General features: G+C 69.0%; 26 protein-coding genes and 2 pseudogenes. 13 read left to right on the top strand and 15 right to left on the bottom strand.

Translation table 11 applies throughout. The features are described from left to right. From AC07FT_RS11250 to AC07FT_RS11235, 4 genes are all read right to left on the bottom strand, one after another. The coding region (locus AC07FT_RS11250) for an AAWKG family protein (RefSeq protein ID WP_479175840.1) at positions 1-1613 on the bottom strand (1613 nt) is incomplete at its 3' end. A 70-nt stretch (positions 1614-1683) separates the two neighbouring features. Continuing rightward, positions 1684-2232, bottom strand: a complete 549-nt coding sequence (locus AC07FT_RS11245; RefSeq protein WP_479175839.1) for a type VII secretion system-associated protein — start codon at positions 2230-2232, stop codon at positions 1684-1686. Positions 2233-2359: 127 nt separating this feature from the next. After that, positions 2360-2680 (bottom strand): WXG100 family type VII secretion target, encoded by a 321-nt coding sequence (locus AC07FT_RS11240; RefSeq protein WP_471201570.1) that lies wholly within the window; start codon positions 2678-2680, stop codon positions 2360-2362. A gap of 56 nt (positions 2681-2736) precedes the next feature. Further along, positions 2737-3078 (bottom strand): hypothetical protein, encoded by a 342-nt coding sequence (locus tag AC07FT_RS11235; RefSeq protein WP_479176205.1) that lies wholly within the window; start codon positions 3076-3078, stop codon positions 2737-2739. Positions 3079-3872: 794 nt separating this feature from the next. Here AC07FT_RS11235 and AC07FT_RS11230 point away from each other — a divergent pair. Both AC07FT_RS11230 and AC07FT_RS11225 read left to right on the top strand, forming a co-directional pair. Then, a pseudogene (locus AC07FT_RS11230) lies at positions 3873-4100 on the top strand (hypothetical protein); the annotation flags it as partial. 180 nt (positions 4101-4280) lie between these two features. Beyond that, the gene (locus AC07FT_RS11225) at positions 4281-7592 is read left to right on the top strand and encodes a right-handed parallel beta-helix repeat-containing protein (protein ID WP_479176204.1); all 3312 of its coding nucleotides are present in this window, start codon (positions 4281-4283) and stop codon (positions 7590-7592) included. Between the two features lie 79 nt (positions 7593-7671). Here the strand turns inward: AC07FT_RS11225 and AC07FT_RS11220 are convergent. After that, positions 7672-8233, bottom strand: a pseudogene (locus tag AC07FT_RS11220) (diaminopimelate decarboxylase family protein); the annotation flags it as partial. 105 nt (positions 8234-8338) lie between these two features. Between AC07FT_RS11220 and AC07FT_RS11215 the strand changes: the two are divergent. Continuing rightward, positions 8339-9022, top strand: a complete 684-nt coding sequence (locus AC07FT_RS11215) for a DUF5701 family protein (protein ID WP_479175837.1) — start codon at positions 8339-8341, stop codon at positions 9020-9022. Between the two features lie 138 nt (positions 9023-9160). Here AC07FT_RS11215 and AC07FT_RS11210 read toward each other — a convergent pair whose 3' ends face one another. After that, the gene (locus tag AC07FT_RS11210) at positions 9161-9877 is read right to left on the bottom strand and encodes a bleomycin resistance protein (protein ID WP_479175835.1); all 717 of its coding nucleotides are present in this window, start codon (positions 9875-9877) and stop codon (positions 9161-9163) included. A gap of 388 nt (positions 9878-10265) precedes the next feature. Here AC07FT_RS11210 and AC07FT_RS11205 point away from each other — a divergent pair, with 388 nt between their 5' ends. Together AC07FT_RS11205 and AC07FT_RS11200 are read left to right on the top strand one after the other, a co-directional pair. Then, positions 10266-10637 carry a DUF4267 domain-containing protein gene (locus AC07FT_RS11205; RefSeq protein ID WP_471207118.1) on the top strand — a complete coding sequence of 124 codons (372 nt, stop codon included), beginning with the start codon at positions 10266-10268 and terminating at the stop codon, positions 10635-10637. A 29-nt stretch (positions 10638-10666) separates the two neighbouring features. Beyond that, positions 10667-11158: a cupin domain-containing protein gene (locus AC07FT_RS11200; protein WP_479175834.1), complete on the top strand. Its 492-nt coding sequence runs from the start codon at positions 10667-10669 to the stop codon at positions 11156-11158. Between the two features lie 197 nt (positions 11159-11355). Here AC07FT_RS11200 and AC07FT_RS11195 read toward each other — a convergent pair whose 3' ends face one another. Further along, positions 11356-12483 carry a PP2C family protein-serine/threonine phosphatase gene (locus AC07FT_RS11195; RefSeq protein ID WP_479175833.1) on the bottom strand — a complete coding sequence of 376 codons (1128 nt, stop codon included), beginning with the start codon at positions 12481-12483 and terminating at the stop codon, positions 11356-11358. Between the two features lie 251 nt (positions 12484-12734). Here AC07FT_RS11195 and AC07FT_RS11190 point away from each other — a divergent pair, with 251 nt between their 5' ends. From AC07FT_RS11190 to AC07FT_RS11180, 3 genes are all read left to right on the top strand, one after another. Beyond that, complete coding sequence (locus AC07FT_RS11190; RefSeq protein ID WP_471207109.1) at positions 12735-12881, top strand: hypothetical protein; 147 nt, start codon at positions 12735-12737, stop codon at positions 12879-12881. Between the two features lie 62 nt (positions 12882-12943). Then, a complete protein-coding gene (locus tag AC07FT_RS11185) occupies positions 12944-13318 on the top strand; it encodes a PadR family transcriptional regulator (protein ID WP_479175831.1) in 375 nt (124 codons plus the stop codon). Then, positions 13315-13875 (top strand): hypothetical protein, encoded by a 561-nt coding sequence (locus AC07FT_RS11180; protein ID WP_479175830.1) that lies wholly within the window; start codon positions 13315-13317, stop codon positions 13873-13875. Before AC07FT_RS11185 ends, AC07FT_RS11180 begins: the two co-directional genes overlap by 4 nt. Positions 13876-14031: 156 nt before the next feature. Here AC07FT_RS11180 and AC07FT_RS11175 read toward each other — a convergent pair whose 3' ends face one another. Then, positions 14032-14637 carry a GNAT family N-acetyltransferase gene (locus tag AC07FT_RS11175; protein WP_479176202.1) on the bottom strand — a complete coding sequence of 202 codons (606 nt, stop codon included), beginning with the start codon at positions 14635-14637 and terminating at the stop codon, positions 14032-14034. A 52-nt stretch (positions 14638-14689) separates the two neighbouring features. On the opposite strand from AC07FT_RS11175, the gene AC07FT_RS11170 reads away from it, so the two are divergent. Next, entirely contained in the window at positions 14690-15310 is a 621-nt protein-coding gene (locus AC07FT_RS11170; protein ID WP_479175828.1) for a TetR/AcrR family transcriptional regulator, read from the top strand. Positions 15311-15370: 60 nt separating this feature from the next. After that, on the top strand, positions 15371-16213 hold the full coding sequence (locus AC07FT_RS11165) for a class I SAM-dependent methyltransferase (RefSeq protein ID WP_479175826.1): 843 nt from the start codon (positions 15371-15373) through the stop codon (positions 16211-16213). A gap of 246 nt (positions 16214-16459) precedes the next feature. Here AC07FT_RS11165 and AC07FT_RS11160 read toward each other — a convergent pair whose 3' ends face one another. The 5 genes from AC07FT_RS11160 to AC07FT_RS11140 all read right to left on the bottom strand — a co-directional run bounded on the left by AC07FT_RS11160 (position 16460) and on the right by AC07FT_RS11140 (position 20531). Then, a complete protein-coding gene (locus AC07FT_RS11160) occupies positions 16460-17443 on the bottom strand; it encodes a quinone oxidoreductase family protein (RefSeq protein WP_479175825.1) in 984 nt (327 codons plus the stop codon). Positions 17444-17486: 43 nt separating this feature from the next. After that, entirely contained in the window at positions 17487-18353 is an 867-nt protein-coding gene (locus AC07FT_RS11155) for a helix-turn-helix transcriptional regulator (RefSeq protein WP_479175823.1), read from the bottom strand. A 100-nt stretch (positions 18354-18453) separates the two neighbouring features. Beyond that, positions 18454-19329 carry an alpha/beta fold hydrolase gene (locus AC07FT_RS11150; protein WP_479175822.1) on the bottom strand — a complete coding sequence of 292 codons (876 nt, stop codon included), beginning with the start codon at positions 19327-19329 and terminating at the stop codon, positions 18454-18456. A gap of 65 nt (positions 19330-19394) precedes the next feature. Continuing rightward, entirely contained in the window at positions 19395-19793 is a 399-nt protein-coding gene (locus AC07FT_RS11145; RefSeq protein WP_479175821.1) for a cupin domain-containing protein, read from the bottom strand. An 84-nt stretch (positions 19794-19877) separates the two neighbouring features. Beyond that, positions 19878-20531: a hypothetical protein gene (locus AC07FT_RS11140; protein WP_479175819.1), complete on the bottom strand. Its 654-nt coding sequence runs from the start codon at positions 20529-20531 to the stop codon at positions 19878-19880. Positions 20532-20844: 313 nt separating this feature from the next. On the opposite strand from AC07FT_RS11140, the gene AC07FT_RS11135 reads away from it, so the two are divergent. Continuing rightward, a complete protein-coding gene (locus tag AC07FT_RS11135; RefSeq protein ID WP_479175817.1) occupies positions 20845-21735 on the top strand; it encodes an NAD-dependent protein deacetylase in 891 nt (296 codons plus the stop codon). Positions 21736-21789: 54 nt separating this feature from the next. Here AC07FT_RS11135 and AC07FT_RS11130 read toward each other — a convergent pair whose 3' ends face one another. After that, positions 21790-22530: a DUF6193 family natural product biosynthesis protein gene (locus AC07FT_RS11130; protein WP_479175816.1), complete on the bottom strand. Its 741-nt coding sequence runs from the start codon at positions 22528-22530 to the stop codon at positions 21790-21792. Positions 22531-22744: 214 nt separating this feature from the next. Here AC07FT_RS11130 and AC07FT_RS11125 point away from each other — a divergent pair, with 214 nt between their 5' ends. Then, positions 22745-23722 carry an SGNH/GDSL hydrolase family protein gene (locus AC07FT_RS11125; protein ID WP_479175814.1) on the top strand — a complete coding sequence of 326 codons (978 nt, stop codon included), beginning with the start codon at positions 22745-22747 and terminating at the stop codon, positions 23720-23722. A 232-nt stretch (positions 23723-23954) separates the two neighbouring features. Continuing rightward, positions 23955-24953, top strand: a complete 999-nt coding sequence (locus tag AC07FT_RS11120) for a hypothetical protein (protein ID WP_479175812.1) — start codon at positions 23955-23957, stop codon at positions 24951-24953. Positions 24954-24984: 31 nt separating this feature from the next. Here the strand turns inward: AC07FT_RS11120 and AC07FT_RS11115 are convergent, their stop codons facing one another. Further along, positions 24985-25344 (bottom strand): hypothetical protein, encoded by a 360-nt coding sequence (locus tag AC07FT_RS11115; protein ID WP_479175810.1) that lies wholly within the window; start codon positions 25342-25344, stop codon positions 24985-24987. Positions 25345-25362: the final 18 nt, after the last annotated feature.

Genomic DNA, 25362 nt, shown 5'->3' with positions numbered 1-25362 from the left:
TCCTGCTGTTGTTGCTGCATCTGCCGCTGCTGCTTCAACTGCTGCTGCTGAAGCTGCTCCTGCTGCCTCTGCTGCTCCTTCGCCAATTGCTCCTGCTGCTCCTGTGCCTCCTTCTGCACCTGCTCCTGCTGCCGCTGCATTCGTCGCTGCGCCGCCAGCTGCTGATGCTGAAGCTTCCTCTGCTGCTCCTGCTGCTCCTGCTGCATCCGCCGCTGCGCTGCCAGCTGCTGGTGCTGAAGCCTTTCCTGCTGTTCCTGTGCCTCTTTCTCTTGTTCCAGGGCCTCCTTCTGCATCCGCCTCTGGCGTTCACGCTGCGCAGCCGCCTGGTCCTGAGCAAGGCCCTCACTCAGGCTGCTGGTGGTCTCCGTCTCGATGGAATCCGGGAATTTCTGGTTGTTGATGGAGTTCTGGATGTCGATGACGGCTCGCTTACCGGCCTCCACGAGCTGTTCGAGTACGGACCGCTGCCACCGTTTGATGGCCTCTTGGCCGATCGTCTTCCAGGTGGCCTTGTCGCCGAGCGGACCGTAGTTCCTGTCACCGCCGTAGAAACCACTCTTCTCGACAAAGTGATCGCCGATGACGTCCCCCGCCAGAGTGACCGACTGCACGTCATAGCGCACCTTCAGCAGGTTGTTCTGCCATACCTCGTCGGTGACATCGAGCAGGACGTCGTGCAGCCAGCGCAGGGGGTTGCCCTCGTACAACTGCCAGCTGTACCAGGTGTTGTACAGATTGGTCGCCGCCGTCTCGATCGTCTGCCGGAAGGAGCGGAGGTCGGAGCCGAACTTCGACTCCAGGGACGAGGTGAGCGGGACCTGATGACTGTAGGACTCATAGTTCTCGGCGAGCTTGTGAATCAGGTCCTTGAAGACTCCGGCCGCCTTCCCTCTCCAGGCCGCGCCCTGGTCACCGAGGTCCCGTTCCCAGCTCCGCAATTCCATGTGCTGGAGCTTGAAGAAGTAGGCGACCCGATCGAACGCCGCTGCCGCCCGGTCGAAGGAATCCAGATCCACCGCATCGGCGAGGTGTTCGAGCCTGAGGTCACCATCCCAGGAGAACCCGACCGTGTTCCCGGTGCGGAGGAGCCGGTACAACGCCATGCCGCTGCCGTAGCTGTACCGCGACAGGTCGACATTGCTCCATGTCACGTCCGAGGACTGTCCCTCGAAGTCATGGCCGAGGCTACTGCCGAACTCCGCGCCGTGGACCACACCGCCGGCCGGGGGCTCATCCGTGCTGGTGGTACCCAGCATCGTGACGCGGCCCCGCATCATCTCCACCTCGGTGCCCGGTGGCGCGTCACCGATCGGGCCGTCGTTCCCGGAGAAGAAGGGGACCACGAAGTCGGTGTCCTCGATGCGCCAACCGGAGTTCTCCGTCCGCCACGACATGTCCATCCCGGCCTGGGTGATGGCCGTGGTCGGCTCGCCCTCGAACTCCGAGATCTCGACCCGCATCAGCGGGATGTCGTCGTTGCCGAGAAGCTCGTTGAAGAGGGTCCCCCGGAGCGGCAGATCAGCACCCGTCAGCACCCTGACGGCAATGCGCCAATAGTCTTCATCGGGAGCGGAGTACGCGGGGGGAACGTTGTCGTTTCCAGACTCGGCCACGGGACAGGACCTTCCGGGGACTTTTCAGTGGGACGGGCGGCGGCGATGAGGGCGGAGTGCGACTGGCCGGTCAGACGGTCTCGGTTTCGCCACTGGTGGACGAGGTGCTGCTCAGGTCCTCATCCACGTTGTCGAAGATGTCCAGGAACTGCTGGCCGTTGATGCTGCCCAGGTTGTCGTGCTGTGCGTTGAAAAGCTGGTGGATGGTGTCCCGCAGGTTCTCCGCGATGTCGCCGAAGAGCTCGGACTGCCCCTCGAAGATGGACACAAGGCTCTCCGCTGTGCTTTGCACCGCCTTCTGGAGACTGGCGCCATGTCCTTCGAGATAGCTCTCGTCCGCCATACATCCCATGGCCAGCGGCCTGAGCAGGCCAAAACTCGGACTGTTCGCCGAGACATCGGACTCACCGATCAGACCCTTCATCGAAGGCGCGGTGCTCCCGTCGTTCAACTGGATCTCATGGACCTGGTCCCGGAAGGGCAGGACACGGCTGTCCAGAAATGTCTGGAGCCCGGCCTTGTCCAGCGTCATGGCGGGGGAATCCGGATCCGGACACCTGGGTATGAAATCGGGCTCCAGTGCCCGTTTTCCCGGACCCTGTTCCGTGTCGTCAGCCACAGCGATGCTCCTTCCGTTGCGGGGATGTACCGCCCGCCACCGAGGGAGGCGGGCCGGGGCAGCGGCCCGAAGGCCGGTGGCGGGCGGTGTCGCCCTGCGACCGTGAGGGACGGCCACACAGGGCCGGTCAGCGGCCGATCTTCACCGAGTCCCACATCTGGGTCAACGAGCGTTCGCTGTACTGGTAGTTGCCCGAGACCGAGGTCAGGAGCGTGGAATGCTTGGTCAGCAGGTCTTCCATGGCCTTGACAGCGTTGTCCCAGGCCCTCTGCTTCTGGTCGTAGACGTCCCGGTCATCACCGACCCAGGAGTTCCTGAGCGTGTTGAGTTCCATCTCCAGGTTGGAGAGGGTGGTCGCGATGGCCCGTGTCTGCGTGATCATGTCGTCCGCGGCGTTGCTCATCTGCGAGTAGTCGACGTAGATAAAACCGTCGCTGAAATCACTCATTGCCAGTTCTCATCTCACTTCGGGAAGGGATTGCGGGCGGGGCGCGCCGTCCGGACTCAGCCGGCCAGCGCGTCGAAGACGGAGTTCGACTGCGCATAGGCCTGGTTGATCGAGTCGTTCGAGGATCCCTGCTGCCTGCCGTGCTCGGTGAGGGTCTCGTTCAAGGTGTCGATCATGTCCTGGACGTTCCGGAGGATGACGTCGGCCTTCTCCTCCCAGGAAGTGACCAGATCCCGGAAGGCGCCACCATCGCTTCCCTGGTAGTGCGTCATGAGATTGGTCTTGGTGGTCTCGACGTCCTGGCGGCACCTCAGCACACCGTTGAACGCCATTTCCAGTGCCTGTACGCCATTTCGTGTGGCGGATTCCTCCGACTGCTGCATGCCGTTGACGGCCATGCGTACCCCTTCCATCGTCCGTTCCTGAACTGCCACCGGTCGACGGGAAAACTCACCGGCGGCGATTCAGGGAATGGTGTCTGCCATGGGCCAGGTTCCACCGCCGCCACCGTTTGAGTTGGCCCCCGCGCCGGCCGATTTCGGTTCATGGCCTGTGCACGGGAAATGTCTGTACCGATGGCGGCTTTCGCGTCGAGCCTGTCAGCCGCGCATAGCGGCTACAAGGGACATGGCCCGGGATTAAATGTGCGCCGCGCCGGATTTATTGCGCCTCAGTGATCGCGCTTGTCCGACCGGGACAGTACGGTGCGGTCACACCGGCCCGACCCTTCTGGGCCGCCTCCAAGGACAGCTAGCGGGCGCCCGTCTGCCTATTGACGATCAGTTGGCCGGGGCTGCGCCAGGAGTCCGTGAGGCCGGAAGAGATGAGGCCGATCGACGGTGAGGGTCTCCGGGGGAACCGATCGTTGGACGTGTGCGCGGCGACGCGGCACACTACATGCAGAACCGCTGATGGAGTCGCGGCCGTCGAACTGAACCGTTGAGACGGATCGTAGACTCTTTCCACCGGCCCGGGTTGCTGCCCCGGCCCGGCTCTGCTGCTGCCGGCCGTTGTGGCCGTGCCCTTCACACCGTGTCCGGCTCTCCTGCCGGGCGGGTCCAGCCCGTTCGCCGACCCGTGAGATCCCGCCACGCCCGCGTGCGACGCCGCACTGGCACCGGATGCACGGACGTCCGGCAACCGGACATCTCAGCACCCCGGCAGCACACCATTTCCGAAGGAGATCTCTCACTTGAGTACCGTCCTGTTCCGCAGGCCCGCGCGTCGCCGCGGTCCGGACATGCCCGAAGGAGAGCTGAGCCTCCAGGAGCCGCCCACACTGGCGGAGATGACCCCCGACAGCTCGGCGGTGTGGAACTACTCGCCGATGGCGCTGATGTCGGTCTCGATGATGCTGATGTTCATGCGGCCGGGTTCGAGGGGCGCCTTCACCTGCCTGGCGTGGGATCCGGCTGTCCTGCCCGCCGAACGAGGGCTACCTCTTCGGCAAGGTCAAGGGCCGCAATCTGCCTCCCGGACGCGGTCAGCGGATCGCCCGCCGCAAGAGCGTCCAGGTCCAGACGGCTCTGCTCGCCCCGGAGGAGTCATGAGCCGGCCTGCGGTCCGGGAAGTGCACCATGAAATCCCAGGAGGTCCGAAAGTGTCACGGCAGGTACTGACAGTCGGCCCGGAACAGCCGGAGAGCTACCGGACGATCGGTGAGGCGCTGGCCGCGGCGCGCACCGGAGCGGTGATCCGTGTCCGGCCCGGCCGTTACACCGAGAACCTCATGGTCAGGACCCGGGTCACCCTCGTCGCCGAGGGCGACCCGAGCGGTGTGGAGATCTGCCCACGCCGGGGCACCGCGCTGACCTTGGTCGCGGACGCGGTGATGCTCACCGATCTGACGCTGCGCGGTGGCGGCGAGGACGTGGCGGTCGTCGACGCGCCGCGCGGCCAGGTCGCCATGGACAGCTGCACGGTGATCGGGGCGGGCTGGACAGCGGTGCTGGCCAGGAACAGCGGCTCGCTGGCCATGCGCGGCTGCCGAATCACCAACCGTGAGGGCGCGGGCATCGTGGACACCTCGGAGAACGGCAGTGTCATCGAGGACTGCGTCATCGAGAACCTCGGTACCTCCGCCATCGTCCTCGGTGAAGGCGCCCGCTCGACGGTGCGAAACTGCCGGCTGCGTGACGCCCGCGGCAACGGTGTACTGGCCAACGGCGAATCCCAGGGCTCCATCGAGTCCTGCGACATCACCTCGACCGACAAGCCCGCCATCGCGCTGGAGGGCAACAGCACCACCTACGTCTCACGCTGTACGGTCCGCGACACCTCGGTGGGCGTCTACCTCACCAGCGCCTCCCGCCCCACCCTTGAGGACGTCGCGGTCTCCGGCACCTCCGGCCCCGCCATCGCCCTGGCCTCGGGGGCCGATCCGCTGCTGCGCCGGTGCACCACGCTGCGGACGAAGGGCAGCGGTCTGGTGGTCTCCGACAGGTCCCGGGGCACCTTCGAGGACTGCGAGTTCACCTCGGCAGCCGGTCCGGCGATCCGGGTCGCGGGCTCCAGCTCGCCGTCGTTCCTGCGCACCGCCGTACGGGGCTGCTCCGACGCCGCCGCGGCCGTGCTGCTCACCGAGGAGTCGACCGCTGAGTTCGACCGGCTGGAGGTGACGGAGTCGGCGGGCAGCGCGGTGGCCATCCGCGCGCACGCCACTCCCCTGCTGCGCGGCGCCCGTATCACCGCGTCCGGCAAACATGGCTTCGAGGTGGTCGACAACGGGCGCGGACGGCTGGAGTCCTGCACCGTGGAGCGGGCGGGCGGCGACGGGATCCGCGTTGCCGACGGCGGCACCACCCAGATCGACGACTGTGTGCTGCGCACGTCCTCGGAGACCGGGCTCTCGGTGGGCCGTGATGCCGTCGCCACCGTACGCGACTGCGAGATCGACACCTGCGGCGCCTCGGGCGTGGCCGTCGAGGACGGGGGCGAACTGGCCGTGACCCGCTCCCGCATCACGCAGGCCGGGGCCCACGGTGTGCTCCTCGCCGCGGGCGCGCGTGCGGAGCTGCGCCGGTGCGAGATCACCGGGAGCCTCGGCGACGGCATCAGGGTCGACACCACCGAGCCGGTCGACGTCACCGGCTGCAGCGTACGCGGCAGCCGTGGCGCCGGACTGACCCAGACCCAGGGCGGCGACCGGCTGGAGGTGCTGGAGCTGACCAGCGTCGACAACGGCGAACCCGATCTGTGGGGCGCTGAGGCCGCCGCCCGTTCGGCCACCCGGCCCGGTCGCGGACCAGGCCCGGACCGTGATGAACCGCGGGACTCATTGGACGAACTGGAAGCCCTGATCGGCCTCGATGGTGTCAAACACCAGGTGCGCACCCTGGTCAACCTGAACCAACTGGCGCAGCGGCGGGTGCGGTTGGGCATGCCGGTGCCGTCCATGAGCCGTCATCTGGTGTTCGCGGGCCCACCCGGGACCGGCAAGACCACCGTGGCCCGGCTCTACGGCTCCATCCTGGCGCAGCTCGGTGTGCTGCCGGAGGGGCATCTGGTCGAGGTCTCGCGCGCCGATCTGGTCGCGCAGGTCATCGGCGGTACGGCCATCAAGACCACGGAGGCGTTCAACAAGGCGATGGGTGGAGTGCTGTTCATCGACGAGGCGTACACCCTCACCTCCGGGGGCTCCTCGAACGACTTCGGCCGGGAGGCGGTGGACACCCTGCTGAAACTCATGGAGGACCACCGCGAGGATGTGGTGGTCATCGCCGCGGGGTACTCCGCCGAGATGGATTCCTTCCTGGGCTCCAACCCCGGCCTTGCCTCCCGTTTCACCCGCAGCATCGAGTTCGAGAACTACTCCGTCGAGGATCTGGTGACGATCACGGAGAGCATGTGCGACTCCCACCAGTTCGAGCTGGGACCCCGCACCTCCGAAGCCCTCGCGGCACACTTCGAAGCCATGCCGAAGGACGCCACGTTCGGCAACGGCCGTGCCGCCCGGCGGGTGTTCGAGGAGATGGTGGACCGTCAGGCGTTCCGCCTCGCCACCATGGCCGAACCCGCCGAGCGCGATCTGACACTGCTGCTGCCCGAGGACGTCAGCGACATGGCGCGGACGAAGGAGGCGGAGGCCGAGGACCGGGACACCATGCTGACGAAACTGACGGCCATGATCGGCCTCAACGCGGTCAAACGTGAGGTCACCGATCTGGTCAGCCTGCTGACCACGGCCAAGCAACGCGAGGCCGCCGGGCTGCCGGCCCCCCGTATCAGCCAGCATCTGGTGTTCTCGGGCCCGCCCGGCACCGGTAAGACCACCATCGCCCGGCTCTACGCCCAGCTGCTCCATTCGCTGGGTGTGCTGAGCCGGGGCCAGCTGGTCGAGGTGGCCCGCGCCGATCTGGTGGGGCGGTACGTCGGCCACACCGCGCAGCTGACCAAGGAGGTCTTCGAGAGCGCGATGGGTGGTGTGCTGTTCATCGACGAGGCGTACACCCTCACCCCCGAGGGCTCCTCGAACGACTTCGGCCGCGAGGCGGTGGACACCCTGCTGAAACTCATGGAGGACCACCGCGACGAGGCGGTGGTGATCGTCGCCGGTTACACCGACGAGATGCGCCGCTTCCTGGGCTCCAACCCCGGCCTTGCCTCCCGCTTCTCGCGGTTCGTGGAGTTCGAGAACTACACCACCGACGAGCTGGTCACCATCATGGAACACCAGGCCGAGGACACCGGCTACACCTGCCCGCCCGAGACCCTGGAAGCACTGCGTGCCTCCATCGGGATGATCCCCCGCGACCGGTCGTTCGGCAACGCCCGGCTGGCACGGCAGCTGCTGGAGACGATGGTCACCCACCAGGCCCGCAGACTGTCGGCACTGCGGTCCCCGAGCGTAGAAGACCTGCGGAGGTTGCTGCCGGAGGACCTGTTGGCGGAAGGGATGGTGACAACGCCCTGACGTGGCCTGGCGCACCTCCTGGTGCGGAAAGCCGGCTCTCGTGGTCCTTCGGCACCGAGGACGGGGCGGGTTCAGGCCCCTAGAGGCCGACATCACGGCTGCGGATGTCGTCCAGCGACTCCCGGCGCACCAGGAGCCGGGCATGACCGTCGCGCACCGCGACCACGGGCGGGCGGCCGACCAGGTTGTACCCGGAGGCCATGGACAGGTGGTAGGCGCCGGCCACGGGTACGGCGAGCAGGTCTCCCGGACGTACGTCGTCGGGGAGGTCCACATCCGCGGCCAGTACATCGCCGGCCTCGCAGTGCCTGCCCACCACGGTCACCGGAGCCGGCGCCGGGCTGCCGCGCCGGCCCACCAGGCGGGGCGCGTAACGCACCCCGTACAGGGCCGGTCGCGGGTTGTCGCTCATACCGCCGTCGACGGCGACGTAGGTGTGCTCACCGGTGCGCTTGACGGTGAGCACACGGTACAGGGCGATGCCCGCCGGTCCGGCGATGGCCCGGCCCGGGTTCGATCATCAGGCGTGGGACGGTCAGCCCGGCCACCGCGCACGCTTCGACCACCTCGGTGCGGACCTTGCGGGCCAGCCTGGTCAGGTCCAGCGCCGGTTCACCGGGGCGGTAGGCGATACCGTGCCCCCGCCGGTGCAGATGAGCACGCGAAGGGGTGGCAGTGGCGGGAATGTTCCGGTGGGTCGCTTCGTTCCCACTGGGCCCGTCCACGTCGCCGACCCTGGGAGCATCGTGCCCGAAACCGTGCCCGCCACCTCCACCGTCCTCCCGGCCCTCCCGGCCCTCCCGGCCTTGAGCGTGCAGGCCGAGCGTCTGATCGAGCTGGGGGTGCATGAGATCGCCGGGCTGCCCGCCACCGAGCTGCGCACCTTCGCCAGGACCGCCGAGTCTCCCGCGGCCGGTAAGGGCGCCCTGCTCGCTGTTCACCCGGACCAAGCCGCTGCCTCCGCCCTCGCGCCGCTGCTCCGCCGTGACGGCAAACCGGGCTTCGTGGTCACCGACATGCCTGACGTCGACCACTTCGCCCCACTCGAAACGGTCGCGCTGCCCGACGCCCCCCTTTACCTCGTCACCGGTCTCGATCGTGGCGACCACATGGCCAACTGGAGCCCGGAGGAGGCGCTGCCCGCCCTCGCCGAGGAGGACCGCACCCCGCTGCTGCTCACCGAGGGCATCCACTGGGTGCTCCAGCAGCCGACGGTTCTGGAGCGCAACCGCTGCTTCATGACCATCGGCTCCCGGTTGCGCAAGGCGAACGGCAAGCTGGACTCCCGTACCCCCGCCATCTGGATCAGCAACGGCACCGGGCGGGACGGCCGCGAGCGGCGCAACGCCCCGAAGGTCGGCTGGTGTTGGTGGGGCAACCGTCACACCTGGCTCGGCTTCGCCTCCGCAACGGGCCGCCGCTCTTGTTGATGGCACCCTCGACGGTGCTGCGCGCCCCCTGTACTGCCCGACGTCGCGGGTGACCGGCCGCCCGCCGATGCTGCCGCGCCCCAGCGCGGCCCCGCGCCCCGAAGCGTCCTGAGGCGCCCCGACGCGGACCGACGCCTCTCATTCGAGGCGCAGTTCGGCCAGCCGCCGGAGGTCATCACGGACCGACGCCCGCTCCGCGGCGGAGAGCCGCACAGCGGCGGCCTCGGCACATGCCGAGGCCGCCGCGGCCTCGTCCCCGATCCGCGCGGCGACATCGGCGCGCAGGACGAGGAGGCGCAGCAACTGCGGCGGTGTGGGCCGCTCGTCCGTGAGGCCCAGCACCCGGTCGATGACCTTGGCAGCGCCCGTCAGGTCCTCCTTGGAGTCGGCGAGGAGCGAGGCGTGACGCAGGGCGCGCGCGAACGTCCCCTCGGGGCCGGGTGTCTCCTCGGCGGTGTCGCGCGCGGTGGTGTCCACGGCCTGGCCGACGCGCACACAGTTGCCGCCCGGGTCGGTCATGAGGAACTGCCGTACGCCGTACGCCATGTCCTTCAGCGGCCCGATACGCGGCAGCCCCCGCGTCGGGACCTTCCCGTACGCCGCTCCGAGCCCGGCGAGGAACGCCCGGTACAGCCCATCCACGTCGTCGGTCCGCACGTAACACGTGCTGTACGCGCCGTGCGGGTCATGGTGCTTCGTCCCGAAGAACTGGAGCTCGATGTCCCCGCGCACCACCACCGCGTAGGGGTTGGGGCTCTTCTGCTGGTACGTGACCTCGAACCCGAGGGCGGCGTAGAAGTCGACGACCGGCTGGAGCGTCCGACACGGCAGGATCGGAACGGTCTTCTCACTCATGGCCTTCATGCTAGACAAATTTGATTAGATGGCAACGGAGAACCAGCACCCACAGCATTCTCCGTACACACAAAGGTAGTTGGGTCGCCGCACCGTTCAAGGACACGAGCGGGAAGACGCTGGCCTACGGGAGCACGGCGTACCGGGATTTCTTCGCCCGATGGCCGAAGTCCGACGACGCCGGCTTCTACGCGAACCGCGCACCCTCCGCCACCTTCCTGGCGGCCGTCACGATCAGCCGCTTCCGTTCCGCCCGCTCGCGCTCCCGGCGCGCCCGCATCGTCATACGCGGAATTCTATCAACGCTAGCAATCCTGCCCATGCTCCTGATAGCTTCGCTCCTGTCGCTAGCATCGCTAGCAACCGAGTGAACTCAAGGAGAGCCGTCATGACCGTCACCGCTTACACCCTCGCCGTCGTTCTCGACCTGCTCGTCGTCGTCATCGGAGCGCGCTTCCTGCTCCAGCCCATGGCGGCCGCCACCGGCTACGGCGTGCCCGCGGCACCGAGCGGTGGCGACCCCGCGTACCTGACCATCAAGGGTCTGCGGGACCTCACCTTCGGCCTCATGGGCCTGGCACTCCTGGCGTTCGCCGGAGCGCGCGCCGAAGCGTGGTTCATGCTGCTCGTGGCGCTGGTACCGCTCGGGGACACACTGATAGTGCTGCGCAACGGAGGCACGAAGGCGACCGCGTACGGCATCCACTTCGCCACCGCCGTCGCGGTCCTCATCAGCGCGGGTCTGTTGTTCGCCGTCTGAAACCGCCCAAGGATCAGAGGAGTTCCCTCATGTCACTCGTCATCCCGGATTTCGACTCGTCCGTGCACGTCCGCTCCGCGGACGCCGAGGTGGTCGGCCGCGCACCCACCACCGTGCGGTTGCTCGCCGACAGCAGTGCCACCGGCGGCGCCCTGTCCACGCAGCGCGTGACCCTCGGCTCCGGTGCGAATGGAGCGACCCCGCACCACCACGAGAAGAGCGCCGAGATGTTCTACGTACTGGACGGCGCGGCCGAGTTCCTCGCGGGCGACGAGGTGGTCACCGCCGGCAAGGGGGACCTGGTCGTGGTCCCACCACGGATGCCCCACGCCTTCGCCGCCGTCCCCGGCTCGGGCGCCGATCTGCTCATCGTCATCACACCCGGCGTCGAGCGCTTCGAATACTTCCGGCACCTGCAGCGCGTCGCGCTCGGCGAACTGAGCCGAGAGTCGCTGCTCGAGGTGCAGGAGCGCTACGACAACCACTTCCTGACCAGCGCTGTCTGGGACAAGCGGCACTGAGGGGACGGCGTCCCCGGCAGGCGTCGGAGCGGCATGCGAACCGTGCACATTCTCGGCCGGCCACTTCCCGCACGGTCATCCTCCGCAGGATGCCACTCCATCAGTACGCCTGCTTCGCGCTGTTCTCGTGGATGTCGTCTGCCGGGAAGGCCACCGGCGCACCATCCCAACCCACTCCGCTTCGGGACCGCGTAGCCTCATGCCCCCGCTGCCGGAAGGCGCTGAAGTGCCACCATGGCGGCGTCATCCCCCAGAGATCCACCGGAGTGCGCCATCAGGTCCCCGCACAGGTAATGGACGAGCGCATCGGGGTCGCCACCAGGCCAGGAGGACATCCGCTCGGCGAGGGGGTAGAACGCGCCGTGGCTGTCGCGCGCCTCGATGATGCCGTCGGTGTACAGCAGGACGATGTCGCCGACCTCGAAGGGAAAGCTCTCCACCGCGAAGTCCGACCGGGCGAATTCGGTGAGCCCCAGCGGGAGTGCGGACTGGCTCACCTCAAGCGGTGAGACCCGGCGGTCCCGGAGCAGCAGTGGCGGCGGGTGGCCGCAGTTGACCAGCTGCAGGGCTGACTCGGTATCAGGTACGTCCAGGACCGCTGCCGTGATGAAAGCCTCCCCCTTGTCGATGCGCTGGTTCCGGTGGGGGCCCGGGTCTGTCAGATCGGACGACACCGCTCCCTCCAGATAGGCGACCAGGACCGGCAGCGCGGCCTGCCGGTGGGCGGCAGCGCGGAAGGCGCCGAGGACGAGGGCGGCATCCCCGATGGCCTCCAGTCCCTTGCCCCGCACATCTCCCACGATGATCCGTGTGCCGTGGGCGGTACGGGCTACGGCATAGAGGTCGCCGCCGATCTGCGCCTCGGCCTCCGCGGCGAGGTAGGCCGACGCGATGCGCAGCGCACCGATCCGCTCCGGGGGCGGCCGCAGCAGCACCTCCTGGGTTGCCTCCGCCACGGATCTGAGCTGTGTCAGCTCCCGCTCGTGTCGTTCACGGCGGTAGGCGAAGAAGGTGACGAACGCTGAGATCAGGATGAGCGCGGTGATCTGGAACGAGTGGTTGAGGTCGGTGAGACTGGTCCGCATGACGGCGACGATCGTCTGGGCCAGGACGGCCATCACTCCGATGAACGCTGTCATACGTGGGCTGCCGAACGACGCCGTGATGGCGGGGGCGGCGACCAGGAACGGGCCGAGGTGCACATCGGGCGGGGCGAGGATGTCCACCACCGTGACGACGAGAATGAGCACGAGCGGCACGGCCACCAGCGCACGGTTCGCCCGCCGCGGCCATCGATGAGTCCCACGGAGGCGCCGAAGGTCCATGCCTCTTGCATACACCAAGCGGGAACCCGCACCCCGACGCCATGCGCGCCGCCGCGCCACCGTCCCCGCGAGCGGTGGCGCGCCCCGCCCACGCCTCCGGCGGATGGCGCCCGCCGAAGGCGACATCACCCATACGGCCCAGCGCTCCCCTGCCTGGCGCGCGGCATTCCCCCATTCAGCCCATGCTGAATGGGGGACGATACCGCCGCGCCGATCCCATGATCACTGGTCTGTCGGGAGGCAGTGTGGTCGTGATAGCTGTGCTCGTGCCGGTCATGCTCCTTCTCACGATGTTCGCGCTGGACGCCTTCGAGGACTTCCTGTTCCCCGCACCACCGCCGGACCCTCCGGACATCCCTCTGGAGCACGTCGACAGCAACGCCGACAACGGCCAGTAGGGTGCACCGTGCCACCCCCACTACCTTGCGGTGCAAGGTAGTGGGTGACTATCTTGTACCGCATGACAATGGAGCTGTCCTCCTCCGGTGAACAGCGGCGAAGCCAGCTCCTGCGTGGAGTGCTGGATCTGTGTCTGTTGTCGCTGATCGCGGAACGACCCCGGTACGGCTTCCAGTTCACACAGGCTCTCGCCGCCGGCGGGCTCGAGCTCGTCAGCGACGGCAGTGTCTATCCGCTGTTGGCCCGGATGGAGAGGGCCGGGCTGATCTCCTCCTACCGCGCCCCGTCCGCCAGCGGTGGCGCGCCGCGCAAGTACTACCGACTGACCGAGGGCGGCCGTGCCGAACTCGCCCGCGGCCGGGCCGAGTGGCATGCCTTCGCCGGGCAAGTGGGCCGGGTCCTCGACGACGCATCCACGGGGAATGACACACCATGACCAACGAGCGGATACTCGCTGTCTGCCGCAGCAACTGGGAGTACCGGGGGATCGACGACGCGTCCGTGCGGGAGATGCTCGACGAGCTCTCCGCGCACCTGGAGGACGCCTCGGCGGCCGGACGGACCACGCACGATGTGGTCGGCGACGACGTCAGAGCCTTCGCGGCGTCTTGGGCGCGGGCCCGGGCGCCCTTTCCGCGCCGGGCACTGCGCGTGGCGTCCATGACCTGTTTCATCGTCGGCTGGCTGGCACTCTTCGGCTGCCTGCTCCGATGGACCACGGAGCTGGCCGTGGGCGCCGACGACCTGACCTTCTGCGTCGCCCTCATCGTGGTCTCGGTCGTCTGGGAGCTGCGACGCGGCACCCTGAGCCTCAGCCGCAGCCTGGCCACGGGGCTCGCCGCCACCCTCTGCGCCGCCCTGCTCACCGGCTGGCTGAGCGCCGGAGGAGCACTGTTCACCCTGCCCCTCTGGGCGGCCGCCGCCATGCTCCTTCCCGGGGTGCCGTACGCCGTGGCCGATACGCGCGCCAGGAAAGCCACCGCCACGCCGTAGGGACGACCTATGTGCGCGTCGCCATGCCGCGACGCGCACACGGCATTCCTTCCTGGGAGGTCACCCCGGGGCCGCACCCGGGGCGAACCCGGCGGCCGGCCGTTCGGTTGCGGCGGGGGCTGACGCACTCCGGCGCCCGGAAGCCACCAGTGCCGACTATGCGGCGCCCGTGTGCCCCGTACCCGCGGCAGGCCGGCCGTCGCCCGTCACGGCCCCGCCCCGGGCCCGCCATTCGGGAGCGAGGATCGCCCACACCTGCTTGTCGTAACGCACGCCCTCGTAGGGCCATGCCTCGCGTCGCACACCCTCCAGCGTCATCCCGAGCCGTCTGGCCACCGCCGAGCTGCGGTCGTTGTCGGCGCGGCAATGCCACTCGGCCCGGTGCAGCCCCCGGGAAGCGAACGCCCAGTCCAACAACACGCCACACGCTCGTGTGACCAGACCGTGGCCCTCAGCGGACGGCGCCAGCCAGCACCCGATCTCGCACGAGCCCGCGGCGGCGTCGAAGTCGGTGAACATCACTCCGCCGACCAGCACCTCACCGCGCCAAATGCCATACAGCCGGGCACCGTCGGCGGCCTGGCGTTCGGCATACCGCTGGAGCGTGGCCCGCGCCCCCTCCACACCTTCGGTGACGAACCGCGCCCCGACCCACGGACGAATGTGCTCGCGCGAGCGTGCCAGGTGGTCGGCGAACTGCTCGGCATGCCAGACCTCCAGACCGGCCAGGCGAGCACCGTCGCGCAGCGACAGCGAGAACATGAGAGCCTCCACCATTCACATAACAAGCGTTACGGCAATGTACCGTGGCAGCATGCCACGCACCAAGGGAGATCACGAGGCCCGTCGACGGGAGGTGTCCAAAGCGGTCTGGCAGGTCATGGCCACCCGCGGCTTCACCGGTCTGACCCTGCGCGCCGTCGCCGCCGAACTCGGTGCGACCACCGGACTGCTCACGCACTACTTCCCCACCAAGCACTCCTTGGTGGAGTACGCCCTCGACCTGCTCGAACAGCGCACCATAGCCCGCCCCCGCCGCCACGCCGCCACAGGCCTGGACGCCCTCCGGAACGCACTGCTGGACATCCTGCCGCTGACCCCGGAGGCCACCGACAGCAACCGCATCTGGGTGTCCTCCTGGGACGCGGCACTCTCCCACCCCGACCTGAGCGCCGCCTACGCAGGCAAGTACGCCCAGAGCCGCGACAGGCTGAGCGAGCGGATCATCGCGGCTCAGGAGCTCGGCGAACTGGGCCCTGGCGACCCCGCGGATATCGCCGCCGGTGTTCAGTCCTTCGTTCTCGGCCTGGTGGTCCAGGCCCTCTTCGACCCGGCGGCGTTCCCGCCGGAGCGGCAAGTCGAGCTCCTGGACGGCTACCTGGCCACCCTGGCCACCGACGGTGATCCCTCACGGAGCACTCCGCCCGGGCCGTGACAGCGGCTCTTCCCCGGACGAAGGACCCGCGCGCGGTGATCCGCACCGTAGGTTGGACGAGTGACGACCACTGCATCGCAAGAAGCCTTCCTCCAGGCGTTCCACGCCGAGCACCCAGCGGTGACCGCGGAAGCGTTCGGCCAGGGCCGCGCCCCCGACGGCAGGTCCAGCTATGAGCTCCTGTGTGACCGCGTCACCGGAAGCGAGCGCGTACTGGACCTCGGCTGCGGTGATGGCCTACTGCTCGAACTCCTCGCCCGAGAGGAGGGAAGACAGCTCGCGGGCGTGGATCTGTCCCCACAGTCCTTGGCGTTGGCACGACGTCGACCCGCGCTCTCCGGCGCGAGGCTGAAAGAGAGCAGGGCCCAGGCACTCCCCTTCGCCGACGACAGCTTCGACGCCTGCGTCTCCCATATGGCGCTGATGCTGATGGGTGAGATCGAACGCGTAACGGCTGAGATCGCCCGGGTGTTGGCCCCCGGAGGGGTTCTGGCATGCGTGGTGGGAGGCGGGGCCGCGGGCGGCGAGGCCTACGACCGGTTTCTCGGGCTGCTGCGGGCCACGATTGAGGACGTACCCGCCTCACAGCGCATACCGGCGTTGGGCGACAGAAGGACACGCAGTCGCGAGGGACTCGATGCGCTTCTCGGGCCGGTGGGCTTCGCCGCGGTGGACTGGGAGACCGTCCCCATCGATCTGAGTGGGCCGGTGCAACAGGTATGGACTGCCGTCTCCGGCCTCTATGACCTCGGCCCGCTCGAAGGGGCGACCGTGGAAGGGCTGCGTGAGGCGTTCCACGCCGAGGTGCGCGACATGACGACGCCGGAGGGGCTCGTCCCCTGTGCGTTCAAAATTCACATCGCGACAGCACGGCTGCGTCAGCCTCGCCGCCGGCACCGTTGAGCCGCGGGGAACCCTCGGGTAGGCGGACGTGGCGCGGCGCTCGGGACCGCGTATTCGGGACCGCGCGAGAGACAGCCGCGTGGGTCGACGAGACCTGGCACCGTGAGGTCGGCCATGTGCCGGCCGACGACACGGAGCCAGTGGAATCCCTCCTGGCACTCGCCCTCCCACCGCGCTGAGCGAGCGCTTCTGCCACGGCCGCCCTCCATGCGCGGACAAGCCCGGCAGGGGCGGGCCGGTCGTGAGTCACTCTCCCGCGACCTTGAGCACCAGCTTGCCCGTGGTCGTGCCCGACTCGATGCGACGGTGTGCCTCGGCGGCCTGCTCCAGCGACAGGGTTTCGACCTCTACCCGCAGATCCCCCGCCGCCGCGGCCGCCACGGCGCGGCGCAGCGCCTGGCGTGTCTCCCTGGGGAAAGCGGCGGAGAAGGCGGCCAGGTTGAAGCCGGAGACGGTCTTGTTGGTGAACCACAGTTCGTTGGCCGGGATACCGACGTCCTCGGCGCCGGAGGCGTTGCCCATCACCACCAGGCGTCCCATCGGGGCCAGCCGGTCCAGACTGGCGCGGCGGGCCGGGCCGCCGACCACGTCGACCACGACGTCGAACTCACCGACGTCGGCGATCCGGTCCCGTGTGATCACCTCGTCGTAGCCGAAGCGCTTGGCGGTCTCGACCTTGGCCGCGCTGCCGACGGTGCCCACCACCCGGTCGGCGCCCAGCAGGCGGGCTGCCTGGCCGAGTTGGCTGCCCACACCGCCGGCCGCCGCATGGATGAGAACACGCTCCCCGGGTTCGACCCGGGCCACCCGGTCGAGTACGAGGAACGCGGTGGTGCTGTTCGACGGCAGCGCCGCGGCGACGTCCATCCCGATAGCGAAGGCGTCCAGCGGCACGACCAGGTCGGCCGAGGTGACCACGACCTCGGCGTAACCGCCACTGTCGACGATCGAGAGTGCCGCCACCGGCTGCCCGACGGCAACGTCCTCAACGCCCTCTCCGACGGCGCGGATCCGCCCCGCCACCTCGATACCGGGAACGAAGGGAAGCGGTACGTCGACCACGCCACGCCGGTAGAGGACCTCGGCGAAGTTGGCGCCCGCGTACGCCACGTCGATGGCGACCTGGCCCGGGCCGGGCTCAGGCACGGGGACGGTGGCGACGCGGAGGACCTCGGCGCCGCCGAACTCGGGGATGGTCACTGCGTTCATCTGCGGGTTGCTGTTGTTCATGCTCCGATCCTGGGGGCATGGCCACGCAGGGGGCAGTGCCCGCTCATCCTGGGTGTGGCACCACCAGGCTGTGCTGCCGCAGCAGGGACTCCATCCGCTGCTGGGTGTCAGTGCCGGGACGTGGATTGTGCAGAACCAGGTGGTGCCCGGGGTGCTCGGGCAGGGGCAGCAGTGTGGCGTCGAAGATCATCGTCCCGGCGTCGGGGTGATCGATCGCCTTCACCGCGCTGGTGTGCTCGGCCACATCGTGGCGCGCCCACAGCTCGGCGAATTCAGGGCTGCCCGCGGCCAGATCGGTGGCGATGCGGCGGAACTCCGGATCGTCCGGGTAACGCGCCGCGTCGGCCCGGAAGGCGGCGGTCACATCGGGCGCGGCCTCGGCCCAGTGTTGATGCAGTACCCGGTGACGGGCGTTGGTGAAGAAGGAGACCAGGCAGTTGTGGTCATTCTCGTGGTAGCCGAACACCACACGTGCCGCGTCGTTGACGGCGGTGAAGTTCCAGTGGCGGTCACGGACATAGCCGGGCCGCGGTGACCACGCTTCCAGCAACCGCCGCACCTCGGGTGAGGGCGCCACGGAGGGCACCGAGGGAGCCGGTGGCGGGTTCAGCCCGGCCAGCCGGTACAGATGGGCACGCTCGGCGGAATCCAACAGCAGCACCCGGGCGATCGCGTCGAGAACCTGCCCGGACACCTTGATATCGCGCCCCTGCTCCAGCCACGTGTACCAGGACACCCCGACGCCGGCCAGCACCGCGACCTCTTCGCGCCGCAGCCCCGGCGTGCGCCGTCGGCCGCTGTCCGGCATCTGCACATCACCCGGCGAGACCCGGGCTCGGCGACTGCGCAAGAACTCCCGCAATTCGGGGCGACGGCCGTCGTGGGACGGGGACGAATGAGCACTGGCCATGGGGCCCACCTTAGGCGGCGTTCCCGCATGGGGGATCGGGGAAGGCATCCCGCGCATTGACCAGGGACATGGTGACACCCTTGTCCGCTCGATCCGCCCGTCACATGCTGCCGCTGCCGTCGAGCAGTGAGGTCAGGTCCGCGAAGGCCGTACGGACCGCTCGCGGATTCTCGATCCACGGGAAGTGGCCGACCCGCTGGATCGTGCGGCGCACCACGTGGGGCTGGTCGAAGGCGGGGTCGTCCTGCCAGAGGCGCTGGTCGACCACGTGGTCCTCGGCACCGCTGAGGATGAGTGTCGCGAGCCTGCTGTCGCGCGGTGTCCAGCGGGCTTGGTAGGTCTCGTCGAAGTGGGTGTCTGCCCAGGCCACCGCGTCATGGCAGTAAGGGAGATCGGCCAGCACGGCTCGGCCTGCGGCCAGTCCCTCGGGGGTGAAGTTCCACTCGGCGGCGGCGAGGGTGAGCGCGCCCAGGGTCTGGTCACCCGGGTCCTGTCCGTAGGCGTCGGCCGCTTCCGCCAGGCCGGGGAGGGGATGGGCCTCGGCCCACTGCCCGAAGGCCGTACGCCATCCGGCGTGGGGTGCGCTGCTGACCAGGGCCATACCGGCAAGCCGTGGGCCCAGCTCGGGGACGGACAGCATGAACATCCCCCCGGTGGAATGGCCGACCATGACCACCTCGTCCAGTGCGTCGGCCGCTTCGACCAACACATCGGGCCAGGGGCGAGCGGGAATCTGTGGCACACCACGGTTGGAACCGTCTCCCGGAAGGTCGACCAGCCAGACCGTGCCCGGGACATCGGCCGCACGAGCCAGCCCCAGCACGGACTCCGAGCCCAGCCCAGGTCCCCCCGGGACGAACAGCCAGTTCCACCGTCCCTCGCGCTGCGAAACCCGACGCAGTCTGACCCCCGACCCCGTCCATCGAACCGGTTCTTCCAGCCCCACGCCGCCTCGGCCTTTCCTCACTCGCCACATCGGAACTCGCCACATCGGACACGCAGCGGCGACACTACGTGCCGGGAGTCCCGGATGCACGGGATTTACGTGTGCGCGGCGTCGGCGCCGATCCGAGCGTTCTCATCCACCGCGTAGCCGGGCACGGACGGCCACCGGACGGTCAGCACCACCGATTCCTCTTCGGCGAACCACGAGTGGTCGACTCCGTGCCCCCACACGACGTAATCACCCTGCTCTTCCAGAAGGACGTCACGACCGGGCAGTTCAACGCGGAAGCGGCCGCTGATGAGCACCAGGAGAGCTGTGCGTTCCTCACCACGCACCCACTGCGCTCGCCGGTCGCCGCGGGGGTGGACACCCCATTTGATCTCCACGGACTCGCTGTGGCGCGGATCGCCGTCGTCCTTGAAGTGCCCGAGGATCCATCCTCGGTCCAGTGCCGCGTCCTTGCCCGCATTGCCCACGTACACGCTGTCGTTCACGGTCCGGACGCTAGCAGCTGCCCCGAACGCACCGCGGCGGTGGAGCCACCTGAGGTGACTCCACCGCCGCGGTCGGACAGGCGTTTACTCGTGGGAGCTGATCACACCGCCGGAGCTGAGCACGATGTACACGCCGTTGGCGTCGAGGCCGACGTCGTGCTGGTTCGCGTCCAGCGTGGCCATGGCCGAGCCGTCCTTGCCGAGGATCTGCGCACGGTACCGGGCGTCGCCGGTCTTCGTGACCTTGGCCGTCCAACCGCCCGCGAGCTGGAAGGTACCCGCCCCCTGGTGTTCGCCGCCCATCCAGGAGTGGACCTCGCCGCCGAGGGTGAGCACGACGTACATGCCGTTGGCGTCGAGCCCGGCATCGTGTCCCTTGGTCTCCAGCGTGGCCACGACCGAACCCTTGCTGACGATCTTGACCTGGTAGCGCTGCTCGCCGAGCTTGTAGATCTTGGCCGTGCTGCCGTCCGCCAGGGTCTGGGTGCGGGCCGGGGATGACGCCTTGGCCGACGCGCCGGCCTTGGAGTCGGCCTTGGCGTCAGAGTCCTGCGCTCCGCCGGAGGAACCCGCGCTGCCGGGCTCGGCGGCCGCCGTGGTCGCGCGGTCAGCGGCCTTCGAGCTGGTGTCGTCGTTGTTGCAGGCGGTCAGGGAAAGGCCGGCGGCGGCGATCAGGGCTGCGGCGGCGACGCGCAGGGTGCGACGACGTGCGGTGCGAACGGTGACGCTGGAGCTCATTTCGGTCCCCCCGGGACAGTCGGTGTTGCCTCTTCGGTACGTCACCCACCCTGGTCGGGCCCACTATCGGGAGGCTGCCGCTCCGCTAACCCCCTGAATCGCAAGGCTGCCGTATCGCTAACGTCCGGCTAACACAGCTGTGAGCAGGGGACGGTCGCACCGTTGCCCGTTCCCTCTCGTGCGGAGGTCTCGAGCGGAACGGGCGTGTGGTCGGTCGACCCTGTCGGGGCCGTGGCGCCACACCAGCACGGTGTGTCCATCGCGATGATCGGCGAGAACGACGGAAGGCGGCACCTTTCCGTACCCTGGCGGCATGCGCATGCGCCCCACTCTGAGCTGGGCCCCCACCGAGGACCTGCCGCCGGGCACCACGGATGTGGAGCCGATCGCCGATGCGCTGAGCACTGGCGGTGTGCTGGTGCTCAGCGGGGCGGGCATCTCCACCGAGTCAGGCATTCCTGACTACCGGGGCGAGGGCGGAAGCCTGAGCCGGCACACCCCGATGACCTACCAGGACTTCACCGCCAGCACCCACGCCCGGCGCCGGTACTGGGCGCGCAGCCACCTGGGCTGGCGCACCTTCGGCCGCGCCCGCCCCAATGCCGGGCACCGGGCGGTGACCGCGTTCGGACGGCACGGTCTGCTGTCGGGTGTGATCACCCAGAACGTCGACGGCCTGCACCAGGCCGCCGGCAGTGAGCGTGTCGTGGAACTCCACGGGAGCCTGGACCGGGTCGTCTGCCTCTCCTGCGGCACCTTCAGTCCACGCCACGAACTCGCCCGGCGGCTGGAGGAAGCCAATGTGGGCTTCGAGCCGGTGGCCGCGGGAATCAACCCGGACGGTGACGCCGACCTCACCGATGAACAGGTCGGGGACTTCCGCGTGATGCCCTGTACGGCCTGCGGCGGCATCCTCAAACCCAATGTGGTGTTCTTCGGCGAAACCGTACCGCCGCGGCGGGTCGAGCACTGCCGACAGCTGGTCGGCGAAGCGACCTCGCTGTTGGTACTGGGATCATCGCTGACTGTGATGTCCGGGCTCCGGTTCGTCCGTCAGGCGGCCCGGGCCGGAAAACCCGTGCTGATCATCAACCGGGACCCGACCCGGGGCGACCAGCACGCCCTCACCCGGGTCGCGCTCCCACTGGGAACGACGCTCACCACCGTGGCCGACCGACTGGGCCTTTCCGCGGACGGCCCGTAGACACGTAGCACCACCGACCGACCGCCGCGGGACCGGCAGCGACGCGTCGTCGCCTCACCCATCGGAAGGCCACGGGACAGCGTCGTCCGGGAGGCCATCAATGATCAACGCGACGGCTTGCGCGGCGCCGTTCACCTCCCGCACGCTGCCGTCAGCGAACCGCACGCGATAGCGGTCGCCCCCGATCGGCATGGCCCCGGGCAGATCACGGCAGATGGGCGGCGCGGCCCGGCGGCTGAAGGTGAGCCAACGCATGCTCCGGCCAGGGGACAGAAGGCGAAGCCAGGGCTGTTCGAAGGCCGCCTCGACCAGCCCGTGCAACGCGCTGTCCCGCGTACCGGCGGTGGCCTCGCGCAGTTGGCGCCATCGCACCGGCACGGCCTCGCCACGTTCGTGCGCCTCCGCGAGCTCCCAGGTCCGCAGGAAAGACCACCGCGTCACGAGTACTCCCACCCGGGATACCCGCGACCAGGAGTAGAAGGCCCCGGCAACCTCGGACAGGTCCTCGGTGCTACCGGTGGCCATGTGAACACCGCCGGTCCAGCAGTCGACCGAGAAACTGCGCACCTGCCGCGCCATCAGCACATTCGCCGACCGGTCGCCGACCGCCACCTTCGCCGCCACATGACGCCAACCCGGCGAGGACACCAGCTCGACCGTGATCCCGTAGCCCGCACGGTCGACTTCCGCCTGCAAAGCGTCCAGCAGGGACCCCGCCCGCACCACCTCGGGATAGAGCATCGCGTATGCGCGCAGGGCGGCGTCCGGCGCTGCGGCGGGGAACTGCTCGGGCATGTGATCGAGTCTGTCAGGCCCCGTGGCATGGCAGCCACCCCCACAGGCGGCCACCCGGAACACGGACCTGGAATGATCGGCTCATGCGCGCTCCGCTTCGGCTCCCGCGTGGACAGAGACACCGCTCGAGTAACTCTCCGGATGAGATCAAGTGCCTTTGCTGGCGACCTCTCTAGGGTCCGAGCGACACAGACGTCACACCCCTGGAGGATCCGTGGCACGTTTCCCCGCTCGTCTGGCCTTGCTGGGCTCGGCCGCAGTTCTCGCCGCAGGCGCCCTCACGCCCGCGCAGATCGCCGGAGCACAACCGTCCGCCGCTGCGGCGGCCCACCAGTGGGTCGCCCTGGGCGACTCCTACACCGCCGGGGTCATCCCGGCCGCGGGCGACACCTTCGAGGTGCCGCGTGATGGCTGCGAGCGCACCGACCAGTCCTATCCGCAGGTCATCGACCGTGACCTGGGCTCCCTCTTCGAGCTGACCAACGTCAGCTGCGGCGCCGCCACGATCGAGGACATCACCTTCCGAGCTCAGGAGCCGATCGGCCGTCACCTGCCGCCCTTCTCCGAGGACCCGGACTATCCGTTCCCCGCTGTGCCACCCCAGTCCGAAGCGGTGGGCGCCGGTACCGACGTGGTCACCGTCGGGGCGGGCGGCAACACCCTCGGCTTCGCCGACATCCTCTTCCAGTGCGTACAACTGGGCTCGGGCAGCGGCGGCACGGGCACCCCGTGCCGGGACGAGCTGGCCGACGACATCCCGAACCGCCTGAACAAGGTGAGCGGCGACTACGACGAGATGCTCACCGTGCTCCACGAGCGGGCCCCGCACGCGAAGATCCTGGCCGTCGGCTACCCCACGGTCATCCCCGAGGACACCTCCAGGTGCCAGTACAACGACCTGGAACAGTTCGGCCCCATCACCCAGGGCGACCTGGACTGGCTGCGGCAGGATGTCCTGGAACCCCTGAACAAGGCCATCGAGAAGTCGGTTGGCGCACAGGACGAGGCCCGCTTCGTCGACCTCTACGCGTCCTCCCGGAACCACAGCGTCTGCGACACCGGCAAGTGGGTGGAAGGCCTCTTCACCCGGGTCCCCGACCAGGCGGCACTCGTGCACCCCAATGCCCGCGGCCATCGCAACGCCGCGGATCACATCGAGACGGCGATGCTGGACACCATCGGCGTGAGCTGACCGCGCTCGGCCTCCCCCGTCCGAGATCCGCGGTGATCTGCCTCCGGCCCACGGCCGGAGGCAGATCCGTCGTCAGGGACCCGTCTCGGACCTCTCCAAGCCTCCCGGGGCCGGTCAGGGAATCGTCCTTCGTACCCCATACCTGAGTCCGATCAGCACTCACCCGGCAGAGGGAGCGGGATCGTTCGGGCGGCCGACGCCAGGCTGCCATCGCAGACCTGATATTCGGCGTATGACCGCTGATGGCCTGATGACGAAGCCACCCCGGCACACGGGGTGGCCGTGGTGGGTGAGCTGGGCGACGATGCTCTGGGCGGTGGCCTACGCCGCCTTCGGACTGGCCTGCGCACTGAGTCGGACCCCGCTGTTCCGCCTCGGCGACGACACCGCGCCTCCCGCGCTGGGGTGGGTTGTCATGGCGACAGGGACAGTGGCCGCGGCGACCTGTGCGGCCGTGGTGCGCCACGGGCTGCGGCCGACGCTGCGGGCGCTGCTCCGGGTGCTGTGCGGGCTGGCCGCGCTTGCCGCGTTCGGTCTGCTGATGGACATCATCACCGTGATGTTCGGCCAGGGAGTGGACAGTTGGGCCGCCGCGACGCACCACATGCTCGCAGCGGCCGGGACACTCCTGCTCGGGGCCACCGCCCGCGCCGATCGCCCTCCGGCCGTCGCGCACCCGGCCCCGACACCCTCCGCCGCTCCCCGGCCGGTTCTGCTCTCCGCATGTGCCGGCACGCTGGCCTTTCTCCCTTATATGGGAATGAAGTGCGTCTGGGTTTCCGGCGGGACCTTCGCCGGTGTATCCGGCGAGGAGATGCGCACGATCTCTCAACGCAACGGTGCCTCGGGAATCTGGCTCACCCTGGAGTCCTGGGGGCTGGACGCCACCACGCTGCTGGCCGCGCTCGGCACCTTCCTCCTCTGGGGGCTGGTCCGGCCCTGGGGCCAGGTCTTCCCTCGCTGGACGCCCCTTCCGCGCGGCCGCCGAGTCCCCCGGTGGCTCCCCCTGACCCCGGCCCTGATCGGGGCCGCCACCCTCGCACCGTACGGATTGTTCGGCCTCGGCTACGCCGCACTGGTGTCGGCGGACGCCGTGACGATGCGACGTGGCGACTTCCCCACCCCCGATGACGCGCTCCTGGTCACCTGGATCGGCATGACCGCGTTCGCCGTATTCGGGCTCGCACTGACCATCGCCGCCCGCTCGTACTGGCTCCGGACGAGCGCATGAGCGCTACCCATCACGCAGCTGGGCCGGGGCGTCAGCGCTGGAGGGCCTCGATGAGCATCGCACCGGCCATGGCCACGACGATCAGCCAGAACGCGAGCCGTGTACGGCCCCGACGGCCCAGTTCGGCGGCCACTCCGCACAGCACGGCCGTCACCCCGAAGGCAGCGCCGAGGGCGCCGGACCCGCCACTGCCGATCGTCATGAACGCGCCCGCGATCGACGCCACCACGAGGAGCGCACCCACACACACCATGGCATGGCGCGCCGAGCGCGGGGCGTTGCGTGTCCGCTCCTCGCGCAGCATCGCGCGGCGCTCAGCGGGGGTGGAGGTCGCCCAGCGCAGGGCGAGACTCCGCTTGCGCTCGAGGTCATCATCGTGGGAAGTCGCCATGGGGCCGACAGCATAGAC

It is taken from the genome of Streptomyces sp. NPDC045899 (assembly GCF_056431485.1).
The sequence above is the reverse complement of the archived record's forward strand: the minus strand, read 5'-3'. Positions and strand labels throughout refer to the sequence as shown.